We start from the raw sequence: 14,271 nt of genomic DNA on the forward strand, positions 1-14,271 counted from the left end.
GAAGAGCGAAAATGACTGACACCCTTGTCAATCCCCAGAGCGAGCAGCGCGCCGGTGGCACCGGCCGCGTGGCTCGGGTCATCGGCCCCGTGGTGGACGTCGAGTTCCCGGCCGACGCCATGCCCGACATCATGAACGCCCTCACCGTCACTGTCGACGACCTCGACGCCGACACCGAGGGCGGCCAGGCCGCCAAGCGCACCTTCACCCTGGAGGTCGCCCTGCACGTGGGTGACAACATGGTGCGCGCCATCTCGCTGAAGCCCACCGACGGCCTGCGTCGCGGTGACGTGGTCACCGACACCGGTGCCCCCATCTCCGTGCCCGTGGGTGATGTCACCAAGGGCCGCGTGTGGAACGTGACCGGCGACTGCCTCAACGAGGACCTGCAGGCCAACGGCGTGCAGATCACCGAGCGCTGGCCGATCCACCGCGACGCCCCGAAGTTCGACGAGCTCGAGAGCAAGACCGAGATGCTGCACACCGGCATCAAGGTGCTCGACCTGCTGACCCCCTACGTGCAGGGCGGCAAGATCGGCCTGTTCGGTGGCGCCGGCGTGGGCAAGACGGTGCTCATCCAGGAGATGATCTACCGCATCGCCCACAACTTCGGTGGCACCTCGGTCTTCGCGGGCGTGGGCGAGCGCACCCGTGAGGGCAACGACCTGATCATGGAGATGGACGAGGCCGGCGTCTTCAAGGACACCGCCCTGGTCTTCGGCCAGATGGACGAGCCCCCGGGCACCCGTCTGCGCGTGGCCCTGTCCGCGCTGACCATGGCCGAGTACTTCCGCGACGTCCAGAACCAGGACGTGCTGCTGTTCATCGACAACATCTTCCGCTTCACCCAGGCCGGTTCCGAGGTCTCGACCCTGCTGGGTCGCATGCCCTCGGCCGTGGGCTACCAGCCCAACCTGGCGGACGAGATGGGCCAGCTGCAGGAGCGCATCACCTCGGTGCGCGGCCACTCGATCACCTCGATGCAGGCGATCTATGTGCCCGCCGACGACTACACCGACCCGGCGCCGGCCACCACCTTCGCCCACCTGGACGCCACCACCGAGCTGAGCCGTGAGATCGCCTCCCGCGGTCTCTACCCGGCCGTGGACCCGCTGACCTCGTCCTCGCGCATCCTCGACCCGCAGTACGTGGGCCAGGACCACTATGACACCGCGGTGCGCGTGAAGCAGATCCTGCAGCGCAACAAGGAGCTGCAGGACATCATCGCCATCCTCGGCGTGGACGAGCTGAGCGAGGAGGACAAGATCATTGTCAACCGCGCCCGCCGCATCCAGCAGTTCCTGAGCCAGAACACCTACATGGCCGAGAAGTTCACCGGCGTCGAGGGTTCCACCGTCGACCTGGCGGACACCATCGAGTCGTTCAAGATGATCTGCAACGGCGACGTGGACCACATCGCCGAGCAGGCCTTCTTCAACGTCGGTGGCATGGAGGATGTCGAGAAGCGTTGGCACGAGCTGCAGAAGGACGCCTGATCCATGGCCGATCCCATGTTCGTCGAGGTCGTCGCCGCGGACCGCAAGGTCTGGGAGGGGACGTCCGTCAACGTGATCGTCAGGACCACCGAGGGTGACATCGGCATCCTGCCGGGGCACGAGCCGATGCTCGCCGCCCTGGTGCCGTGCGCCGCGGAGATCGTGGCCGAGGACGGTCGGCGCGAGCTGATCGCCATCGACGGCGGTTTCCTGTCGGTGGCCATGAACCAGGTCAGCATCGTCGCCGCCAAGGCCGCGCTCTCCGACGAGATCTCGCCCTCGGAGGCGCAGGCCGAGCTGGACCGCCTGGAGCGGGTGCTGGACAGCGGTGAGGCCACCACCGAGCAGGTGCACGAGGCCCATCTGGCCCAGGCCCAGCTCAAGGCCGCGGCCAAGATGAACAAGGGCCAGCACGTCTGAGCCCGCACGAACCAGACAGGGAGCCGACCGGATCATCCGGTCGGCTCCCTGTCCTTGCGGGACCGGAACTTTCGGCCCCGCATCCTGAGCACTCGTCCCATCAGGTAGTTTGTCGTCATGGAGTGGTTGGTGGGCCTCGAGGTACTGGCAGCGGTGATGGTGCTGTTCGTGGTGGTGCCGCTCCTGGGCCTGTACCTGCGGCGGCGCTGGCTGTCCACCAAGGGAGGGGTCTTCGACTGCGCCCTGCGACTGCACGAGTCGGGTCCCGGCACCGGCTGGGCCACCGGCGTCTGCCGCTACGAGGGGGAGCGTCTCGAGTGGTACCGGACCTTCTCGCTGAGCGTGGGCCCGCGCCTGGTCCTGGAGCGCGACGAGACCAGCTCGCTGGGTCGGCGTGGCCCCGCGGAGGCCGAGGCCGTCGTCCTGTTCAGTGAGGACCAGATCCTGCGGCTGCAGCACCGCGCCGGCGGCCGCACCCGGATCTGGGAGCTGGCCATGCATCCGGCCTCGGTGACCGGCCTGATGAGCTGGTTGGAGGCAGCCCCGCCCGGCGGGGATCGCTACAACGGGCTGGAGACGGCCCCGCAGTGAACCGGTCCGGGTGACCGGTTCCTTTTACGTCACCCCAGCATCACCCAATTCGATCCCGCGCGCTAGGCTCGTCGGAGCACTCCACGGGGGAGTGCGTTGAGGTGAGGCCTGTGATGCGCGGCGAGTACAAGGTGCGGGGCGGCAAGCTGGTGGCCGTCGAGCTGGAGGTCACGGACGGCGTGCTCGCCGATGTGCACATCTCCGGCGACTTCTTCCTGGAGCCGGACAGCGCCCTGGAGACCATCAACGGGGCCGTCGAGGGCATGCCGAGCAGCGCCTCGGTGCAGGCGATCGCCCAGGCCATCGATGCCGCCGTGGGCCAGGACGTCCACCTGATCGGCTTCTCCTCCGAGGCCGTCGGCATCGCGGTGCGCCGGGCCCTGGGCCATGCCACCAGCTGGGCCGACCACACCTTCGACGTGATCGACGCGGTGACCATGGCCCCGGCCATGCACGTGGCCCTGGACCAGGTGATCTGCGAGGAGGTGGGTGCCGGCCGGCGCAACCCGACGCTGCGGCTGTGGGACTGGGACTCGCCGCTGGTGGTGATCGGCTCCTTCCAGAGCGTCCGCAACGAGATCGACCCCGAGGGCGCAGGACGCCACGGCATCGACGTGGTGCGACGGATCAGCGGCGGCGGCGCCATGTTCATGGAGCCGGGCAACTGCATCACCTACTCGCTGGTGGTGCCCGGCAGCCTGGTGGAGGGGCTGAGCTTCGAGCAGTCCTATGCCTTCCTCGACGACTGGGTGCTCGGCGCCCTGGCCGAGGTGGGGGTCAACGCCCGCTACGTCCCGCTCAACGACATCGCCAGCGACAAGGGCAAGATCGGCGGGGCCGCGCAGCGTCGCTTCGTGGACGGCACGGTGCTGCACCACGTCACCATGAGCTACGACATCGACGCCGACAAGATGCTTCAGGTGCTGCGGATCGGCCGCGAGAAGCTCTCCGACAAGGGCACCAAGAGCGCCAACAAGCGCGTCGACCCGATGCGCTCGCAGACCGGCCTGCCCCGCGCGCAGATCATGGCCAGCTTCCTGAAGCACTTCGCCGGCCGCTACGACACCGTGGAGAGCCAGTACACCGAGGCCGAGATCGCCCGCGCCGCCGAGCTGGTGGAGCAGAAGTTCAGCACCCCGGAGTGGACGCACCGGGTGCCGTGAGCCTCAGTCCTGGGGCTGGGCGGCAGGATTGCGCTCGCCGCCAGGCACCCAGAGCACCTCGGCGTCACCGTTGGCGCGTCGGCTCATGATGAACAGCAGGTCCGAGAGACGGTTCAGGTACTGGATCGCCAGCAGGTTCACGCCGCCGGGGACCGTCTGCGGGTCCTCGCTCACCTCGCTGCCGTAGACCTCGACGGCGCGCCAGGCAGAGCGCTCGGCACGACGCACCACGGTGCGGGCCACGTGCAGCTGGGCCGCGGCGGCGGTGCCGCCGGGCAGGATGAAGGAGCGCAGCTTGGGCAGCTCGGCGCCGAACTCGTCGCACCAGCGCTCCAGCCGGTCGATGGAGGGCTGGATGATGCGCAGCGGCTCCCACTCCGGGCTGGCCACCAGAGGGTTGGACAGGTCGGCACCGACGTCGAAGAGCTCGTTCTGGATGATGGCCAGCGCCGCGACCAGCTGCTCGTCGAGGCCACCGGTGGCCAGGGCCACGCCGATCGCCGAGTTCGCCTCGTCGACGTGGCCATAGGTCTCCACGCGCAGGTCGGTCTTGCGGGCCACCGAGTTGTCGCTCAGCCGGGTCTCGCCCTGGTCGCCGGTGCGGGTGTAGATGCGCGTGAGGTTCACCATGCCCCCAACCCTAGTCGCCGGCCAGTAGGGTGTGGCCATGCCAGCTGCGCGAAATCTCTTTCCCGGCCTGGTCGCAGCCGTGGGGATCGCCGCCCTCACGGCCTGCGGCAGCTCCTCCGGTGACACCTCCAGCAGCCCCGGCGCGGGGGAGGCCTCGCAGCAGGGGACGACGAGCTGCAGCTATCCGGTGGGCGGCTCGGACCCGTCGCGGCCGGTGGACCCGCCGAACGATGCCAACGTGCCCAGCACTGGCACGGTGAGCGCCACCATCACCATCGACGACAAGCCGGTCACCATCACCATGGACCGCGCCAAGGCGCCCTGCACGGTGAACAACTTCGAGTCGCTGGCCCGCCAGGGCTTCTACGACGACATCCGCTGCCACCGCCTGCTCAACGCCGGTGGCTTCGTGCTGCAGTGCGGCGACCCGAGCGGCACCGGGCGGGGCGGGCCGGGCTATACCTTCGCCGACGAACTGACCGGCCAGGAGGAGTACACCGCCGGCACCGTCGCGATGGCCAATGCCGGCCCCGACACCAACGGATCGCAGTTCTTCCTGGTCTACGAGCAGTCCGGCTTCAAGCCGGAGTACACCGTCTTCGGCCAGATGGACCAGGCCGGGGTGCAGGCGGTCACCGACATCGCCGCCCGGGGCATGGCCGGCAACGAGAGCCCGGCCGCACCGGCCCGGATCAGCAAGGTGACACTGGGCTGAGCGCCGGCCAACAGCGCGCTACAGGCTGAGGAAGTGGCGCAGCGTGGCGATGAAGCGTTCCGGCTGCTCGGAGTGCACCCAGTGCCCGGCGCCCTTGATGGTGACCAGCACATGGCGCGGGAAGAGCTCGCGCATCACGGGCGCGGCGTCGCTGCGCACATAGCTGGAGCGCTCACCGGCCACCCACAGCGTGGGGCCCTGGTAGCTGGTGTGCACCTCGGGCCAGTCGGGGATGCCGTGGTCCAGCTCACGGGCCAGCAGGTCCAGGTTCATCTGCCAGTGCCAGTGGCGCCAGCCGTCCTCGCCCATCTCGTGGCGCAGGTTCTGCATCAGGAAGCCGCGCACCACCGGGTCGGGGATGCCGGCGGCCAGCTCCTGGTCGGCCTGCGAGCGGCTCTGAAGCCCGGCCAGGTCCAGGGCCTGCATGGCGCCCACCAGGGCGTCGAAGGAGCTGCCCAGGCCCTTGGTGGGGGAGATGTCCACCACCATCAGCCGCTCCACCAGCTCGGGGTGGTCCAGCGCGGTGCGCATCGCCACCTTGCCGCCCATCGAGTGGCCCACCAGGCAGACCGGGCCGTCGAGGGTGCGCAGCAGCTCTGCGACGTCGTCGGCCATCGCGGCATAGTCCACCTGCTCGCTCCAGGGGGAGCGGCCGTGGTTCGGCAGGTCCACCAGGGTGCTGGTGGCCACGTCGGAGAGCGCCTTGGCCACCTGGGTGAAGTTCTTGCCCTGGCCGAACAGGCCGTGCAGGAAGACGATGCGGGACGCGCCGCAGCCGACGGTGGTGGAGTGCAGCATTCAGTGCTTCCTGTTCCAGCAGCCGGTGTGCCAGTGCCGGCGCTCGTCGAGAGGGGAGGCCTGGCTGCTGAAGCCGGTGGGTGCCGACGGCCAGGCCACGATGTGGGGCACGCCGACGCCGATCTGCTGCAGGCAACCGGGGCAGGTGTAGGTCTTGGTGGCCCGCGAGCCGGGGATGGTGCGCACGATCCAGCGCCCGTCGGCCTTGTGCGCACTGCTGGCGTGCCCGCCGGACAACGGCCGGGCCGCGCGCAGGTGCTTGCTGGGTCGCTTTGCCACGCCCCAAGCCTACCGGGGTAGGTTTGGGCGGTGCGCCTCGTCATTGCCCAGTGCCAGGTCGACTACGCCGGTCGACTCACCGCCCACCTGCCCATGGCCAAGCGCCTGATCATGGTCAAGTCCGACTCCTCGGTCTCGATCCATGCCGATGACCGCGCCTACAAGCCGCTGAACTGGATGAGCCCGCCCTGCACGCTCACCGTCACCCCGGTGGAGCCCGGTGAGGACGTGGCCGCCACCACCGACGAGGTGGACGCCCAGCTCACCCAGGTCTGGGAGGTCAAGGGCAAGGACGGCGACACCCTGCAGATCTCGATCGGGGAGGTCTACCACGACTCCGAGCACGAGTTCGGGGTGGATCCCGGCCTGCAGAAGGATGGCGTGGAGGCCCACCTGCAGGCGCTGCTGGCCGAGAACCCCGCCACCTTCGGCGAGGGCTACCAGCTGGTGCAGCGCGAGTACCACACGCCGATCGGGCCGGTGGACCTGCTGCTGCGCGACGACGCGGGCCGCTACGTGGCGGTGGAGGTGAAGCGTCGTGGCGAGATCGACGGCGTGGAGCAGCTCACCCGCTACCTGGAGCTGATGAACCGCGACCCGCTGATGAGCCCGGTGGCCGGCGTCTTCTGCGCCCAGCAGATCAAGCCGCAGGCCCGCACCCTGGCCACCGACCGCGGCATCTCCTGCGTCACCGTGGACTACGACGCCCTGCGGGGCCTGGACAATGCCGAGGACCGCCTCTTCTGAGCTGCCGGACGAGGGCCGGCCGGCACCCCGGCAACCTTTCCCGCCTCCCGTCCGTAGAGCAGGGTGAGGCGCGTCATCGCGTGCCGGGAGGAGAACGAGGGTGTTCGGCAGGTCGAAGGCACAGCGCGACGAGGAGTTCTCGCGTTTCGTCGCCGAGGCGCGCGATTCGCTGGCCGGGACGGCATGGCTGCTGACGGGTGACCGCGAGCAGGCGGCGGACCTGGTGCAGGCAGCCCTGGTGAAGACCTATGCGGCCTGGCCGCGGGTGCGGGGTGGCGAGGCCTCCGGCTATGCCCGGCGCGCCCTGGTCAACGAGAACATCGACCGTTGGCGCAAGGCGCGCCCCGAGCTGCTCGTCGCCGAGGTCGACGACCCCGCCGTCGCCGACCAGACCGAGCAGGTGGACCGGCGCGACGAGCTGGTCCGAGCCCTTGCCGACCTCCCGGTGCAGCAGCGCACCGTCGTGGTGCTGCGCTACTTCGACGACCTCTCCGAGCGCCAGGTCGCCGAGCAGCTGGGGATCAGCGTCGGGGCGGTGAAGTCGGCCGCCTCCCGAGGACTCGCACGACTGCGGGCCGGTCACCCGGAAGGAGCACTGTCGTGAGCATGGTGGACGAGGAACGAGTGCTGCGCGAGCAGCTGCGCCGCTCGGCCGAGGAGGCCTGGGTGGAGGTGGACCTGGAGCGGGTGGTTGCCCAGGGCCGCGGTCTGGCGCGACGTGGACGGCTGCGCACCGGTGCGGCGGCGATCGCCTGCTTGGCCTGCCTCGGCACGGCCGGCGGCATGCTGCTGCAGGCCAGGCCAGGCGCCGAAGGAAGCGCCGCGCTGCCGGCAGCCCCGCCCAGCTCGGCGCCCGCCAGTCCCGGGCCGGGGCAGGACGGCTCGCTGGTCCTCCAGCTCCCCGACGGGCAGGGCCCGGTGCTGGTGCGGCCGCACGGACCAGGTGCGGCCACGATCCATGCTCTCGACCAGGACGGTCGGGCGGGGGAGGGCAGCCAGCTCTCCGCCGGAGCACCGCTGTACAGCTCCGAGGTCTTCTGCAGCTCCTGCACCGCGGGTCTGCTGCCGGGACAGGCCGAGGACGTGGTGGCGGTCCCGTCCGTCTCCGGGCGACCGGCGACGGTGACCGGCCTCCTGCCCGGCGCCAACGGCACCGTCGTGGTCTCCGCGGGCCAGGTCAAGGCCTACCTCTGGCGCACCCCCGACGGCAGCTTCACCGACTCCACCGGTATCGGCACCGGCAGCGCCGACTTCACCGAGGCGGGGGTGACGGTGGTCGACGACCCGGCCTTGGGCGTTGCCGCCGTGCTGGGGGAGGGCTGGTCCTCCGGCGCCATCCCGCTGGCGCGCGGCGAGGTTCTGGCCAGCCACCGCCAGGAGCAGGTGGGAACCGACGGCCGTCGCAGCCAGGCGGTCCTGCTCCTGCCGCCCGGGGCGGACCGGGTGACGGCCAGCTGGTCGACCACGGTCTCGGGGCACCGGCTGCTGACCCGCCCGGTGAGCCTGGTGGGCGACACGGCGGTGCTGGTGGAGGCCAGCGGGGCCCGGGCTGCCGGTCTCACGGTGCACTGGGTGGATGCCCAGGGCAACCAGCACCGGACCGTGCTGGCCCCCTGAACCCGGACGCGCGACGGCCCCGGAACCTGCATGGTTCCGGGGCCGTCGGCCGTCCTCAGTTCTTGCGGCCCTTGCGGATCACCGTGGTGGGCTCGTCCCGCACGGCCGGCTGCACGGCGGTGGCCTGGTCCGCGTCGGCCTGCTGGTCGGTGGCGATGACGGTGGTGGACTCGTCGACCACCGCGGTGGCCTCCTCGTCGGGGCGCTCGATCCGGGTCTGCTCCTCGACAGGCTCGTGGTCACGAGGAGCCTCGACGGCCGTGGCCCCGCCCGTCGAGGGACGCTGTGCGGGCTCCGGCAGCGGCTCCGGGGTCCAGGACAGCTTGTCGGTCTCGCGCGGGTCGGAGGTGCCCAGCGGGTCGTCGTCGGGGAAGTCCAGCGGGGTCTCACCGGCGAGCTCGCGCAGGTTCTGCATGGCGGCCACCATGCCGGCCTTGCGCTGCAGCAGGGCTGCCACCTCGCGCTCCAGCTGCTCCTTGCGCCAGGCGTACTGCTCCTCGAGGCGGTCCTTCATCATGGCCGCCTGGCGGTGCGCCGAGGCAATGGTGTTCTCCGCGTCGTGGGCGGCGCCGGCCTTGGTCTTCTCCGCATCTGCCAGGGCGGCGGCACGGATCTGCTGCGCCTTCTCGGCCTCCTCGGAGAGCAGCCGCGAGGACTCCTCGTGGTGCCGGGTGGCCTCGGCCAGCAGGCTGTCGGTCTTCTGGGTGACCTCGTCGTGGCGGGCACTGGTGCTGGCGAGCAGCTCGTCGGCGGAGGTACGGGCGGTCTGCAGCGCCTGGTCGGCGGTGGCCTGGGCGGCACGGATGGTCTCGTCGGCGCTCACCTGCGCGGCATGCACCGCCTCGTCGGCCTGGCGATGGGCCTCCGTCAGCCTGTCCGCCGCGGTGCGATCGGCCTCGGCGAGGGTCTTCTGGGCGGTGGCCTCGGCGGTGGCGACGATGCCGGCGGCACGCTGCGTGGCCTCCGTGGTGATCGCCTCGGCCTGTCGTTGGGCGCCGGCCACGATGCTGGCTGCCTCGGTCTTGGCCTTGGCCAGCGAGTCGGTGACGTCGCCGTCCAGGTCCTCGCGCAGCTTGCGCAGGTTGGCCAGCCCGGCCACCCGGATGTCGTCGGCCTCGGCCTGGGCGTTGGCACGCAGGTCTGCGGCGACCCGGCGCCCCTCCTCCTTGATCCGCTCTGCCTCCAGCTCGGCGCGCTTGACCAGGTCCGCGCCCTGGCTCTCCGCGGCGCGCAGGATGCCGGTGGCGTGCGAACCCAGCTTGGTCAGGTCGGTGTTGCCACTGGAGCGCTGCACCTGGGCCATCTCGCGGCGCAGGTGACGGGTGAGCTGCTTGAGCGTGGACAGCTGGATCTCGATCTCGCGGACATAGCTGTCCACCGAGGTGCGGTCATAGCCCCACATCGCCTTGGGGAAGGCGCCGGCCACGGAGGCCGAGTCGTCGAACAGGTTGAGGCCGGTCTCCTCGGCCTGGAAGTCGTCTTCGTACTGCTGGCTCACGCGCTCGATCCTCTCCTGGGGAACCACCGGCTCCACCCGGGAAAGGCTACCAACGCCAGGTTGCACGAGGCGGGCGGCACTCCGAGATGGAGCGCCGCCCGCCGCGTGCGGTGATGGCGTGGTCAGGCCACGGGGGACCGGCTCAGTGCTGGGCCTCGGCCGGGGGCTGGGTCAGCTCCAGCAGGACACCACCGGCGTCCTTGGGGTGCACGAAGTTGATCCGGGCGCCGCCGGTACCGGTCTTGGGCTCCGGGTAGAGCAGGCGCAGGCCGCGCTCGCGCAGCACCTCGCAGACGTGGTCGATGTCGGCCACGCGGTAGCAGAGCTGCTGCATGCCGGGGCCTCCGTTGCGGGCCAGCCACTTGGCGATGGTGGAGTTCTCGTTCAGCGGGGCCAGGAGCTGGATCTGGGCGCTCTCGGGGAGCTGCGAGCCGGTTCCCATCATGGCCTCGGCGACGCCCTGCTCCTCGTTGACCTCCTTGTGCAGCAGACGGAAGCCGAACTTCTCGGTGTGGAAGGTGATGGCCTCGTCGAGGTCTGCGACGGCAAGGCCGACGTGGTCGATGCAGATGAAGAGATCGCTGTTGTCCATGGCCCCCATGCTTCCACACGGCTCCCTGGCCCGGCAGGGCGGGGCGGCAACAAACCCTGCAGCGCCGCTCAAGGCTTCGGCGCGCCCGTGCTGGGCGGCGGGGCCGGGGTACGGCATAGTTGGGAACGACTGGACTCGGGGCAGTGTGCTCCGTCGTCCTGGCCGCGACTTCCCCAACGACCCGCGGGTCAACCTGATCAAGGAGTACGACATGCCCGAGTGGGCCAAGAAGATCCTGTGGACGCTGGTGATCGCCTTCATCATCTACTACATCGCCACCCAGCCCGAGGAGTTCGCGGCGGGTGTGAAGAGCGTGGTCAACGCCCTCGGCCGGCTGTTCTCCGCTCTGGCCAACTGAGCCCGGCGTGAGCTGGATCTCACGCTTCCTGGCGCCGGAGGTGGACCGCCACCTGCTGGTCGACCAGGGTGAGTTCATCATCGACGAGGTCGCCAAGCACTGGGTGACCGTGGTCGGCCCCTCGCTGGGCATGCTCGCCGTCGTCCCGCTGTTCTGGTTCATGTCAGACCTGGGACCCTTCTGGTGGATCGCCTTGATCCTCGGCATCGGCCTGTTCTGCTACTGCATGCTGCTGATCCACATGCAGTTCATGGACCGTTTCGTCATCACCAACATGCGCGTCTTCCGGGTGCACGGGGTGCTCGACCAGCACCTGGCCACCATGCCGATGACGCGCATCCTCGACATCAGCGTCTTCCAGCCCTTCCTGGGCCGGATCCTGGGCTATGGACACTTCGTCTTCGAGTCCGCCGCCCAGGACCAGGGTCTGCGCGACATCCGCTTCGTCGGCCAGCCGGAGAAGCGCGACCTGATCATCCAGCGGGTCATCCAACGCGCGGGCCTGCGCGCCAAGGTCACCCCGATCGACTACGACTTCGAGGACGAGGACGAGCAGGACGGCCTCTGAGCCGCCCTGCGGTCGTGCAACGGCGCCGGCACCCCTCAGGGATGCCGGCGCCGTCTGCGTGCCGGGATCAGGCGTCGAGTGCGGCGTTCACCACGTCGCGGGCCTGCTCCTGGATGGCGGCCAGGTGCTCGGCCGAGGTGAGGCTCTCGGCGTAGATCTTGTACTTGTCCTCGGTGCCCGACGGGCGGGCCGCGAACCAGCCGTTCTCGGTGGTCACCTTCACCCCGCCGATGGCCGCGCCGTTGCCGGGGGCCTCGGTGAGCACGGCGGTGATCTTCTCGCCGGCCAGCTCCGTGGCGGTGATGTCGGCGGGGGAGAGCTTGGACAGCCGGGCCTTCTGCTCGCGGTCGGCGTCGGCGTCCACCCGGGCGTAGTAGGACTTGCCGTAGGTGGCCTCCAGCTCGGCATAGTGCTGGCTGGGGGTCTTGCCGGTGACGGCGGTGATCTCGCTGGCCAGCAGGTCCAGGATGATGCCGTCCTTGTCGGTGGTCCAGGTGGAGCCGTCCAGCATGAGGCAGGAGGCGCCGGCCGACTCCTCGCCGCCGAAGCCCATGTCACCGCTGATCAGGCCGGGCACGAACCACTTGAAGCCCACCGGCACCTCCACCAGCGTGCGGCCGATCTGGGCGGCCACCTTGTCGATCATCGAGCTGGAGACCAGGGTCTTGCCGATGGCGGCGCCCTCACCCCAGCCCGGACGGTTCTGGAAGAGGTACTGGATGGCCACCGCCAGGTAGTGGTTCGGGTTCATCAGGCCGGCGTCGGGGGTGACGATGCCGTGGCGGTCGGAGTCCGCGTCGTTGCCGGTGGAGATGTCGAACTTGTCGCGGTTGCCGATCAGCGAGGCCATGGCATTGGGGCTGGAGCAGTCCATCCGGATCTTGCCGTCGGTGTCCAGGGTCATGAAGCGCCAGGTGGGGTCCACCTTGGGGTTGATCACGGTGAGGTCCAGGCCCGACTTCTCGGCCAGGTACTGCCAGTACTGCACCGAGGCGCCGCCCATCGGGTCGGCGCCGATCCGCACGCCCGCGTCCTTGATGGCCTGCAGGTTGATGACGTTGACCAGGTCCTCGCAGTAGGGGGTGCGGTAGTTGAAGCGGTTGACCTTGGACTCGGCCTGCTCGTAGGGAACCCGCTTGATCCCCGAGGGGTTGGCCATCAGCTCGTTGGCACGCGCCGCGATCCACTTCGTGGCATCGGTGTCGGCGGGGCCGCCGTTCGGCGGGTTGTACTTGAAACCGCCGTCGCGGGGCGGGTTGTGCGAGGGGGTGACGACGATGCCGTCGGCGCGCGGGCCGCTGTGGTCACGGTTGTGGACGATGATGGCGCGGCTCACCGCGGGGGTGGGGGTGTACTCGTCCTCCAGTTCGGCCATCACCTCGACGCCGTTGGCGACCAGCACCTCGGCGGCGGTCTTCCAGGCCGGCACCGACAGGGCGTGGGTGTCCTTGCCGATGAACAGCGGGCCGGTGGTGCCCTGCTGGGCGCGGTACTCGACGATCGCCTGGGTGGTGGCCGCGATGTGCAGCTCGTTGAACTTGCCGTCCAGCGAGGATCCCCGGTGCCCGGAGGTGCCGAAGACCACCTGCTGGTCGATGTCGTGGGGGTCGGGGGTGATGTCGTAGTAGGCCGAGACGACCTTGTCGACGTCGATCAGGTCCTGTTCCTGGGCTACCTGCCCTGCGCGCTCATGTGCCATGGCCCCCATCTTGCCGCTCCCGTGCCACCACGGACAGTCCTGGTGCGATCTTGTCTTGCCCCAGAGCCCGTCGGCTTGGGCAAATCGCCCTCCCGCGAAAGAATGGACCCATGACTTCCGAGAGCTTCAGCCGTCCCGGCGCCATCGACCTGTCCCAGCTGGCCTCTGCGGCCGGGACCGATCCTGCCAACCACGCCGGGCCCGTCTCCACCGGTGCCGGTGCCGGCGCCTGGGTGCAGCAGGTGGGTGAGGCCGACTTCGACGCCGTGGCCCGCAAGAGCGTCAACCACCCGGTCATCATGGAGCTCTACTCGCCCCGCGCCGGTGCACAGGAGCTCTCCGACATCCTGATCCGCAAGACCGCCGAGGCCGGTGGCCGCTGGCTGCTGGCCCGGGTGAACGTGGACGTGGAGAGCCGCGTGGCGCAGGCGCTGGGCGTGCAGGCCGTGCCCACCGTCGTCGCGCTGGTGGGCGGTCAGCTGGTGCCGCTCTTCCAGGGAACCAAGGGCGAGGACGAGGTGCAGAACATCCTCGACCAGGTGGTGCAGATGTCGGTGGCCAACGGGCTCACCGGCCGGGCCGAGCCGGTCAACGGCGCCGCTCCCGCCGCAGAGGGCGAGCCTGCCGAGAAGCCCGCCGATCCGCGCTTCGCCGCCGCCGACGCGGCGCTGGAGCAGGGGGACTACGCCACCGCCGTCACGGAGTTCGAGAAGGTCCTGGCCCAGACCCCCGGTGATGCCGAGGCAACCCAGGGCCTGGCGCAGTCGCGGCTGCTGCAGCGCTCCCTGGCCTTCGACCCCCAGGCCATCGTCACCACCGCGAATGCGGAGCCGGAGAACTGGGCCGTGCAGATGGACGCCGCCGACCTGGAGCTGATCAACGGAGACCCGGCGGCCGCCTTCGACCGCCTGCTGCAGATCATCCGCGAGACCCGCGAGGACGAGCGGGAGGCCGCCCGGGTGCGGCTGCTGGAGCTCTTCGACGTGGTCGGCAAGGCCGAGCCCACCGTCGTGAAGGCGCGTCGCCAGCTCTCCAGCGCCCTGTTCTGAGCCGGCCATGGGGACGGCCGGCCGGGTAGGCGCGACGGGAGCCATCCTGGC

17 protein-coding genes are annotated in these 14,271 nt (G+C 70.1%); 11 read left to right on the forward strand and 6 right to left on the reverse strand.

What is annotated here, in order from left to right:
* Positions 1-11 precede the first annotated feature (11 nt).
* The 4 genes from atpD (at position 12) to lplAB (ending at position 3,670) form a co-directional block, all read left to right on the forward strand.
* On the forward strand, positions 12-1,496 hold the full coding sequence (gene atpD, locus ABD073_RS14350; protein WP_343875714.1) for a F0F1 ATP synthase subunit beta: 1,485 nt from the start codon (positions 12-14) through the stop codon (positions 1,494-1,496).
* Positions 1,497-1,499: 3 nt separating this feature from the next.
* On the forward strand, positions 1,500-1,916 hold the full coding sequence (locus ABD073_RS14355) for a F0F1 ATP synthase subunit epsilon (RefSeq protein ID WP_343875715.1): 417 nt from the start codon (positions 1,500-1,502) through the stop codon (positions 1,914-1,916).
* 117 nt (positions 1,917-2,033) lie between these two features.
* A complete protein-coding gene (locus ABD073_RS14360) occupies positions 2,034-2,507 on the forward strand; it encodes a DUF2550 domain-containing protein (protein ID WP_343875716.1) in 474 nt (157 codons plus the stop codon).
* A 101-nt stretch (positions 2,508-2,608) separates the two neighbouring features.
* Entirely contained in the window at positions 2,609-3,670 is a 1,062-nt protein-coding gene (gene lplAB / locus ABD073_RS14365) for a lipoate-protein ligase LplAB (RefSeq protein ID WP_343875718.1), read from the forward strand.
* A gap of 3 nt (positions 3,671-3,673) precedes the next feature.
* On the opposite strand, the gene ABD073_RS14370 is transcribed toward lplAB, so the two are convergent.
* The gene (locus tag ABD073_RS14370) at positions 3,674-4,300 is read right to left on the reverse strand and encodes a cob(I)yrinic acid a,c-diamide adenosyltransferase (RefSeq protein ID WP_343875719.1); all 627 of its coding nucleotides are present in this window, start codon (positions 4,298-4,300) and stop codon (positions 3,674-3,676) included.
* Between the two features lie 37 nt (positions 4,301-4,337).
* Between ABD073_RS14370 and ABD073_RS14375 the strand changes: the two genes are divergently transcribed.
* The gene (locus ABD073_RS14375) at positions 4,338-5,015 is read left to right on the forward strand and encodes a peptidylprolyl isomerase (protein ID WP_343875721.1); all 678 of its coding nucleotides are present in this window, start codon (positions 4,338-4,340) and stop codon (positions 5,013-5,015) included.
* 18 nt (positions 5,016-5,033) lie between these two features.
* On the opposite strand, the gene ABD073_RS14380 is transcribed toward ABD073_RS14375, so the two are convergent.
* Complete coding sequence (locus ABD073_RS14380; protein ID WP_343875722.1) at positions 5,034-5,813, reverse strand: alpha/beta fold hydrolase; 780 nt, start codon at positions 5,811-5,813, stop codon at positions 5,034-5,036.
* On the reverse strand, positions 5,814-6,092 hold the full coding sequence (locus tag ABD073_RS14385) for a hypothetical protein (RefSeq protein ID WP_343875723.1): 279 nt from the start codon (positions 6,090-6,092) through the stop codon (positions 5,814-5,816).
* A 30-nt stretch (positions 6,093-6,122) separates the two neighbouring features.
* Between ABD073_RS14385 and nucS the strand changes: the two genes are divergently transcribed.
* From nucS to ABD073_RS14400, 3 genes are all read left to right on the forward strand, one after another.
* Positions 6,123-6,839: an endonuclease NucS gene (nucS, locus tag ABD073_RS14390; RefSeq protein ID WP_343875724.1), complete on the forward strand. Its 717-nt coding sequence runs from the start codon at positions 6,123-6,125 to the stop codon at positions 6,837-6,839.
* A 100-nt stretch (positions 6,840-6,939) separates the two neighbouring features.
* A complete protein-coding gene (locus tag ABD073_RS14395) occupies positions 6,940-7,443 on the forward strand; it encodes a SigE family RNA polymerase sigma factor (protein WP_343875725.1) in 504 nt (167 codons plus the stop codon).
* Entirely contained in the window at positions 7,440-8,456 is a 1,017-nt protein-coding gene (locus ABD073_RS14400; RefSeq protein ID WP_343875727.1) for a hypothetical protein, read from the forward strand. The genes ABD073_RS14395 and ABD073_RS14400 overlap by 4 nt, the downstream gene beginning before the upstream one ends.
* Before the next feature lie 55 nt (positions 8,457-8,511).
* Here ABD073_RS14400 and ABD073_RS14405 read toward each other — a convergent pair whose 3' ends face one another.
* Both ABD073_RS14405 and mce read right to left on the reverse strand, forming a co-directional pair.
* Positions 8,512-9,954, reverse strand: coding sequence for a DivIVA domain-containing protein (locus ABD073_RS14405; protein WP_343875729.1), 1,443 nt, complete (start codon positions 9,952-9,954; stop codon positions 8,512-8,514).
* 142 nt (positions 9,955-10,096) lie between these two features.
* Positions 10,097-10,555 (reverse strand): methylmalonyl-CoA epimerase, encoded by a 459-nt coding sequence (gene mce, locus ABD073_RS14410; RefSeq protein WP_343875730.1) that lies wholly within the window; start codon positions 10,553-10,555, stop codon positions 10,097-10,099.
* Positions 10,556-10,691: 136 nt separating this feature from the next.
* Between mce and ABD073_RS14415 the strand changes: the two genes are divergently transcribed.
* Both ABD073_RS14415 and ABD073_RS14420 read left to right on the forward strand, forming a co-directional pair.
* Positions 10,692-10,904, forward strand: a complete 213-nt coding sequence (locus ABD073_RS14415; RefSeq protein ID WP_343875732.1) for a hypothetical protein — start codon at positions 10,692-10,694, stop codon at positions 10,902-10,904.
* A 7-nt stretch (positions 10,905-10,911) separates the two neighbouring features.
* Complete coding sequence (locus tag ABD073_RS14420; RefSeq protein ID WP_343875734.1) at positions 10,912-11,472, forward strand: PH domain-containing protein; 561 nt, start codon at positions 10,912-10,914, stop codon at positions 11,470-11,472.
* A gap of 67 nt (positions 11,473-11,539) precedes the next feature.
* Here the strand turns inward: ABD073_RS14420 and pgm are convergent, their stop codons facing one another.
* A complete protein-coding gene (gene pgm, locus ABD073_RS14425) occupies positions 11,540-13,171 on the reverse strand; it encodes a phosphoglucomutase (alpha-D-glucose-1,6-bisphosphate-dependent) (protein ID WP_343875736.1) in 1,632 nt (543 codons plus the stop codon).
* A 110-nt stretch (positions 13,172-13,281) separates the two neighbouring features.
* On the opposite strand from pgm, the gene ABD073_RS14430 reads away from it, so the two are divergent.
* Entirely contained in the window at positions 13,282-14,220 is a 939-nt protein-coding gene (locus ABD073_RS14430; protein WP_343875738.1) for a tetratricopeptide repeat protein, read from the forward strand.
* Positions 14,221-14,271 lie beyond the last annotated feature (51 nt).

The organism is Luteococcus peritonei, assembly GCF_039526385.1.
GTDB lineage: Bacteria > Actinomycetota > Actinomycetes > Propionibacteriales > Propionibacteriaceae > Luteococcus > Luteococcus peritonei.

Bases quoted from the DNA above. Each gene is read 5' to 3' on its own strand.
- ABD073_RS14380 (WP_343875722.1), bottom strand. From the start codon at position 5,813: ATGCTGCACTCCACCACCGTCGGCTGCGGCGCGTCCCGCATCGTCTTC.
- atpD (WP_343875714.1), top strand. From the start codon at position 12: ATGACTGACACCCTTGTCAATCCCCAGAGCGAGCAGCGCGCCGGTGGC.
- ABD073_RS14360 (WP_343875716.1), top strand. From the start codon at position 2,034: ATGGAGTGGTTGGTGGGCCTCGAGGTACTGGCAGCGGTGATGGTGCTG.
- ABD073_RS14430 (WP_343875738.1), top strand. From the start codon at position 13,282: ATGACTTCCGAGAGCTTCAGCCGTCCCGGCGCCATCGACCTGTCCCAG.
- mce (WP_343875730.1), bottom strand. From the start codon at position 10,555: ATGGGGGCCATGGACAACAGCGATCTCTTCATCTGCATCGACCACGTC.
- ABD073_RS14370 (WP_343875719.1), bottom strand. From the start codon at position 4,300: ATGGTGAACCTCACGCGCATCTACACCCGCACCGGCGACCAGGGCGAG.
- ABD073_RS14355 (WP_343875715.1), top strand. From the start codon at position 1,500: ATGGCCGATCCCATGTTCGTCGAGGTCGTCGCCGCGGACCGCAAGGTC.
- pgm (WP_343875736.1), bottom strand. From the start codon at position 13,171: ATGGCACATGAGCGCGCAGGGCAGGTAGCCCAGGAACAGGACCTGATC.
- ABD073_RS14375 (WP_343875721.1), top strand. From the start codon at position 4,338: ATGCCAGCTGCGCGAAATCTCTTTCCCGGCCTGGTCGCAGCCGTGGGG.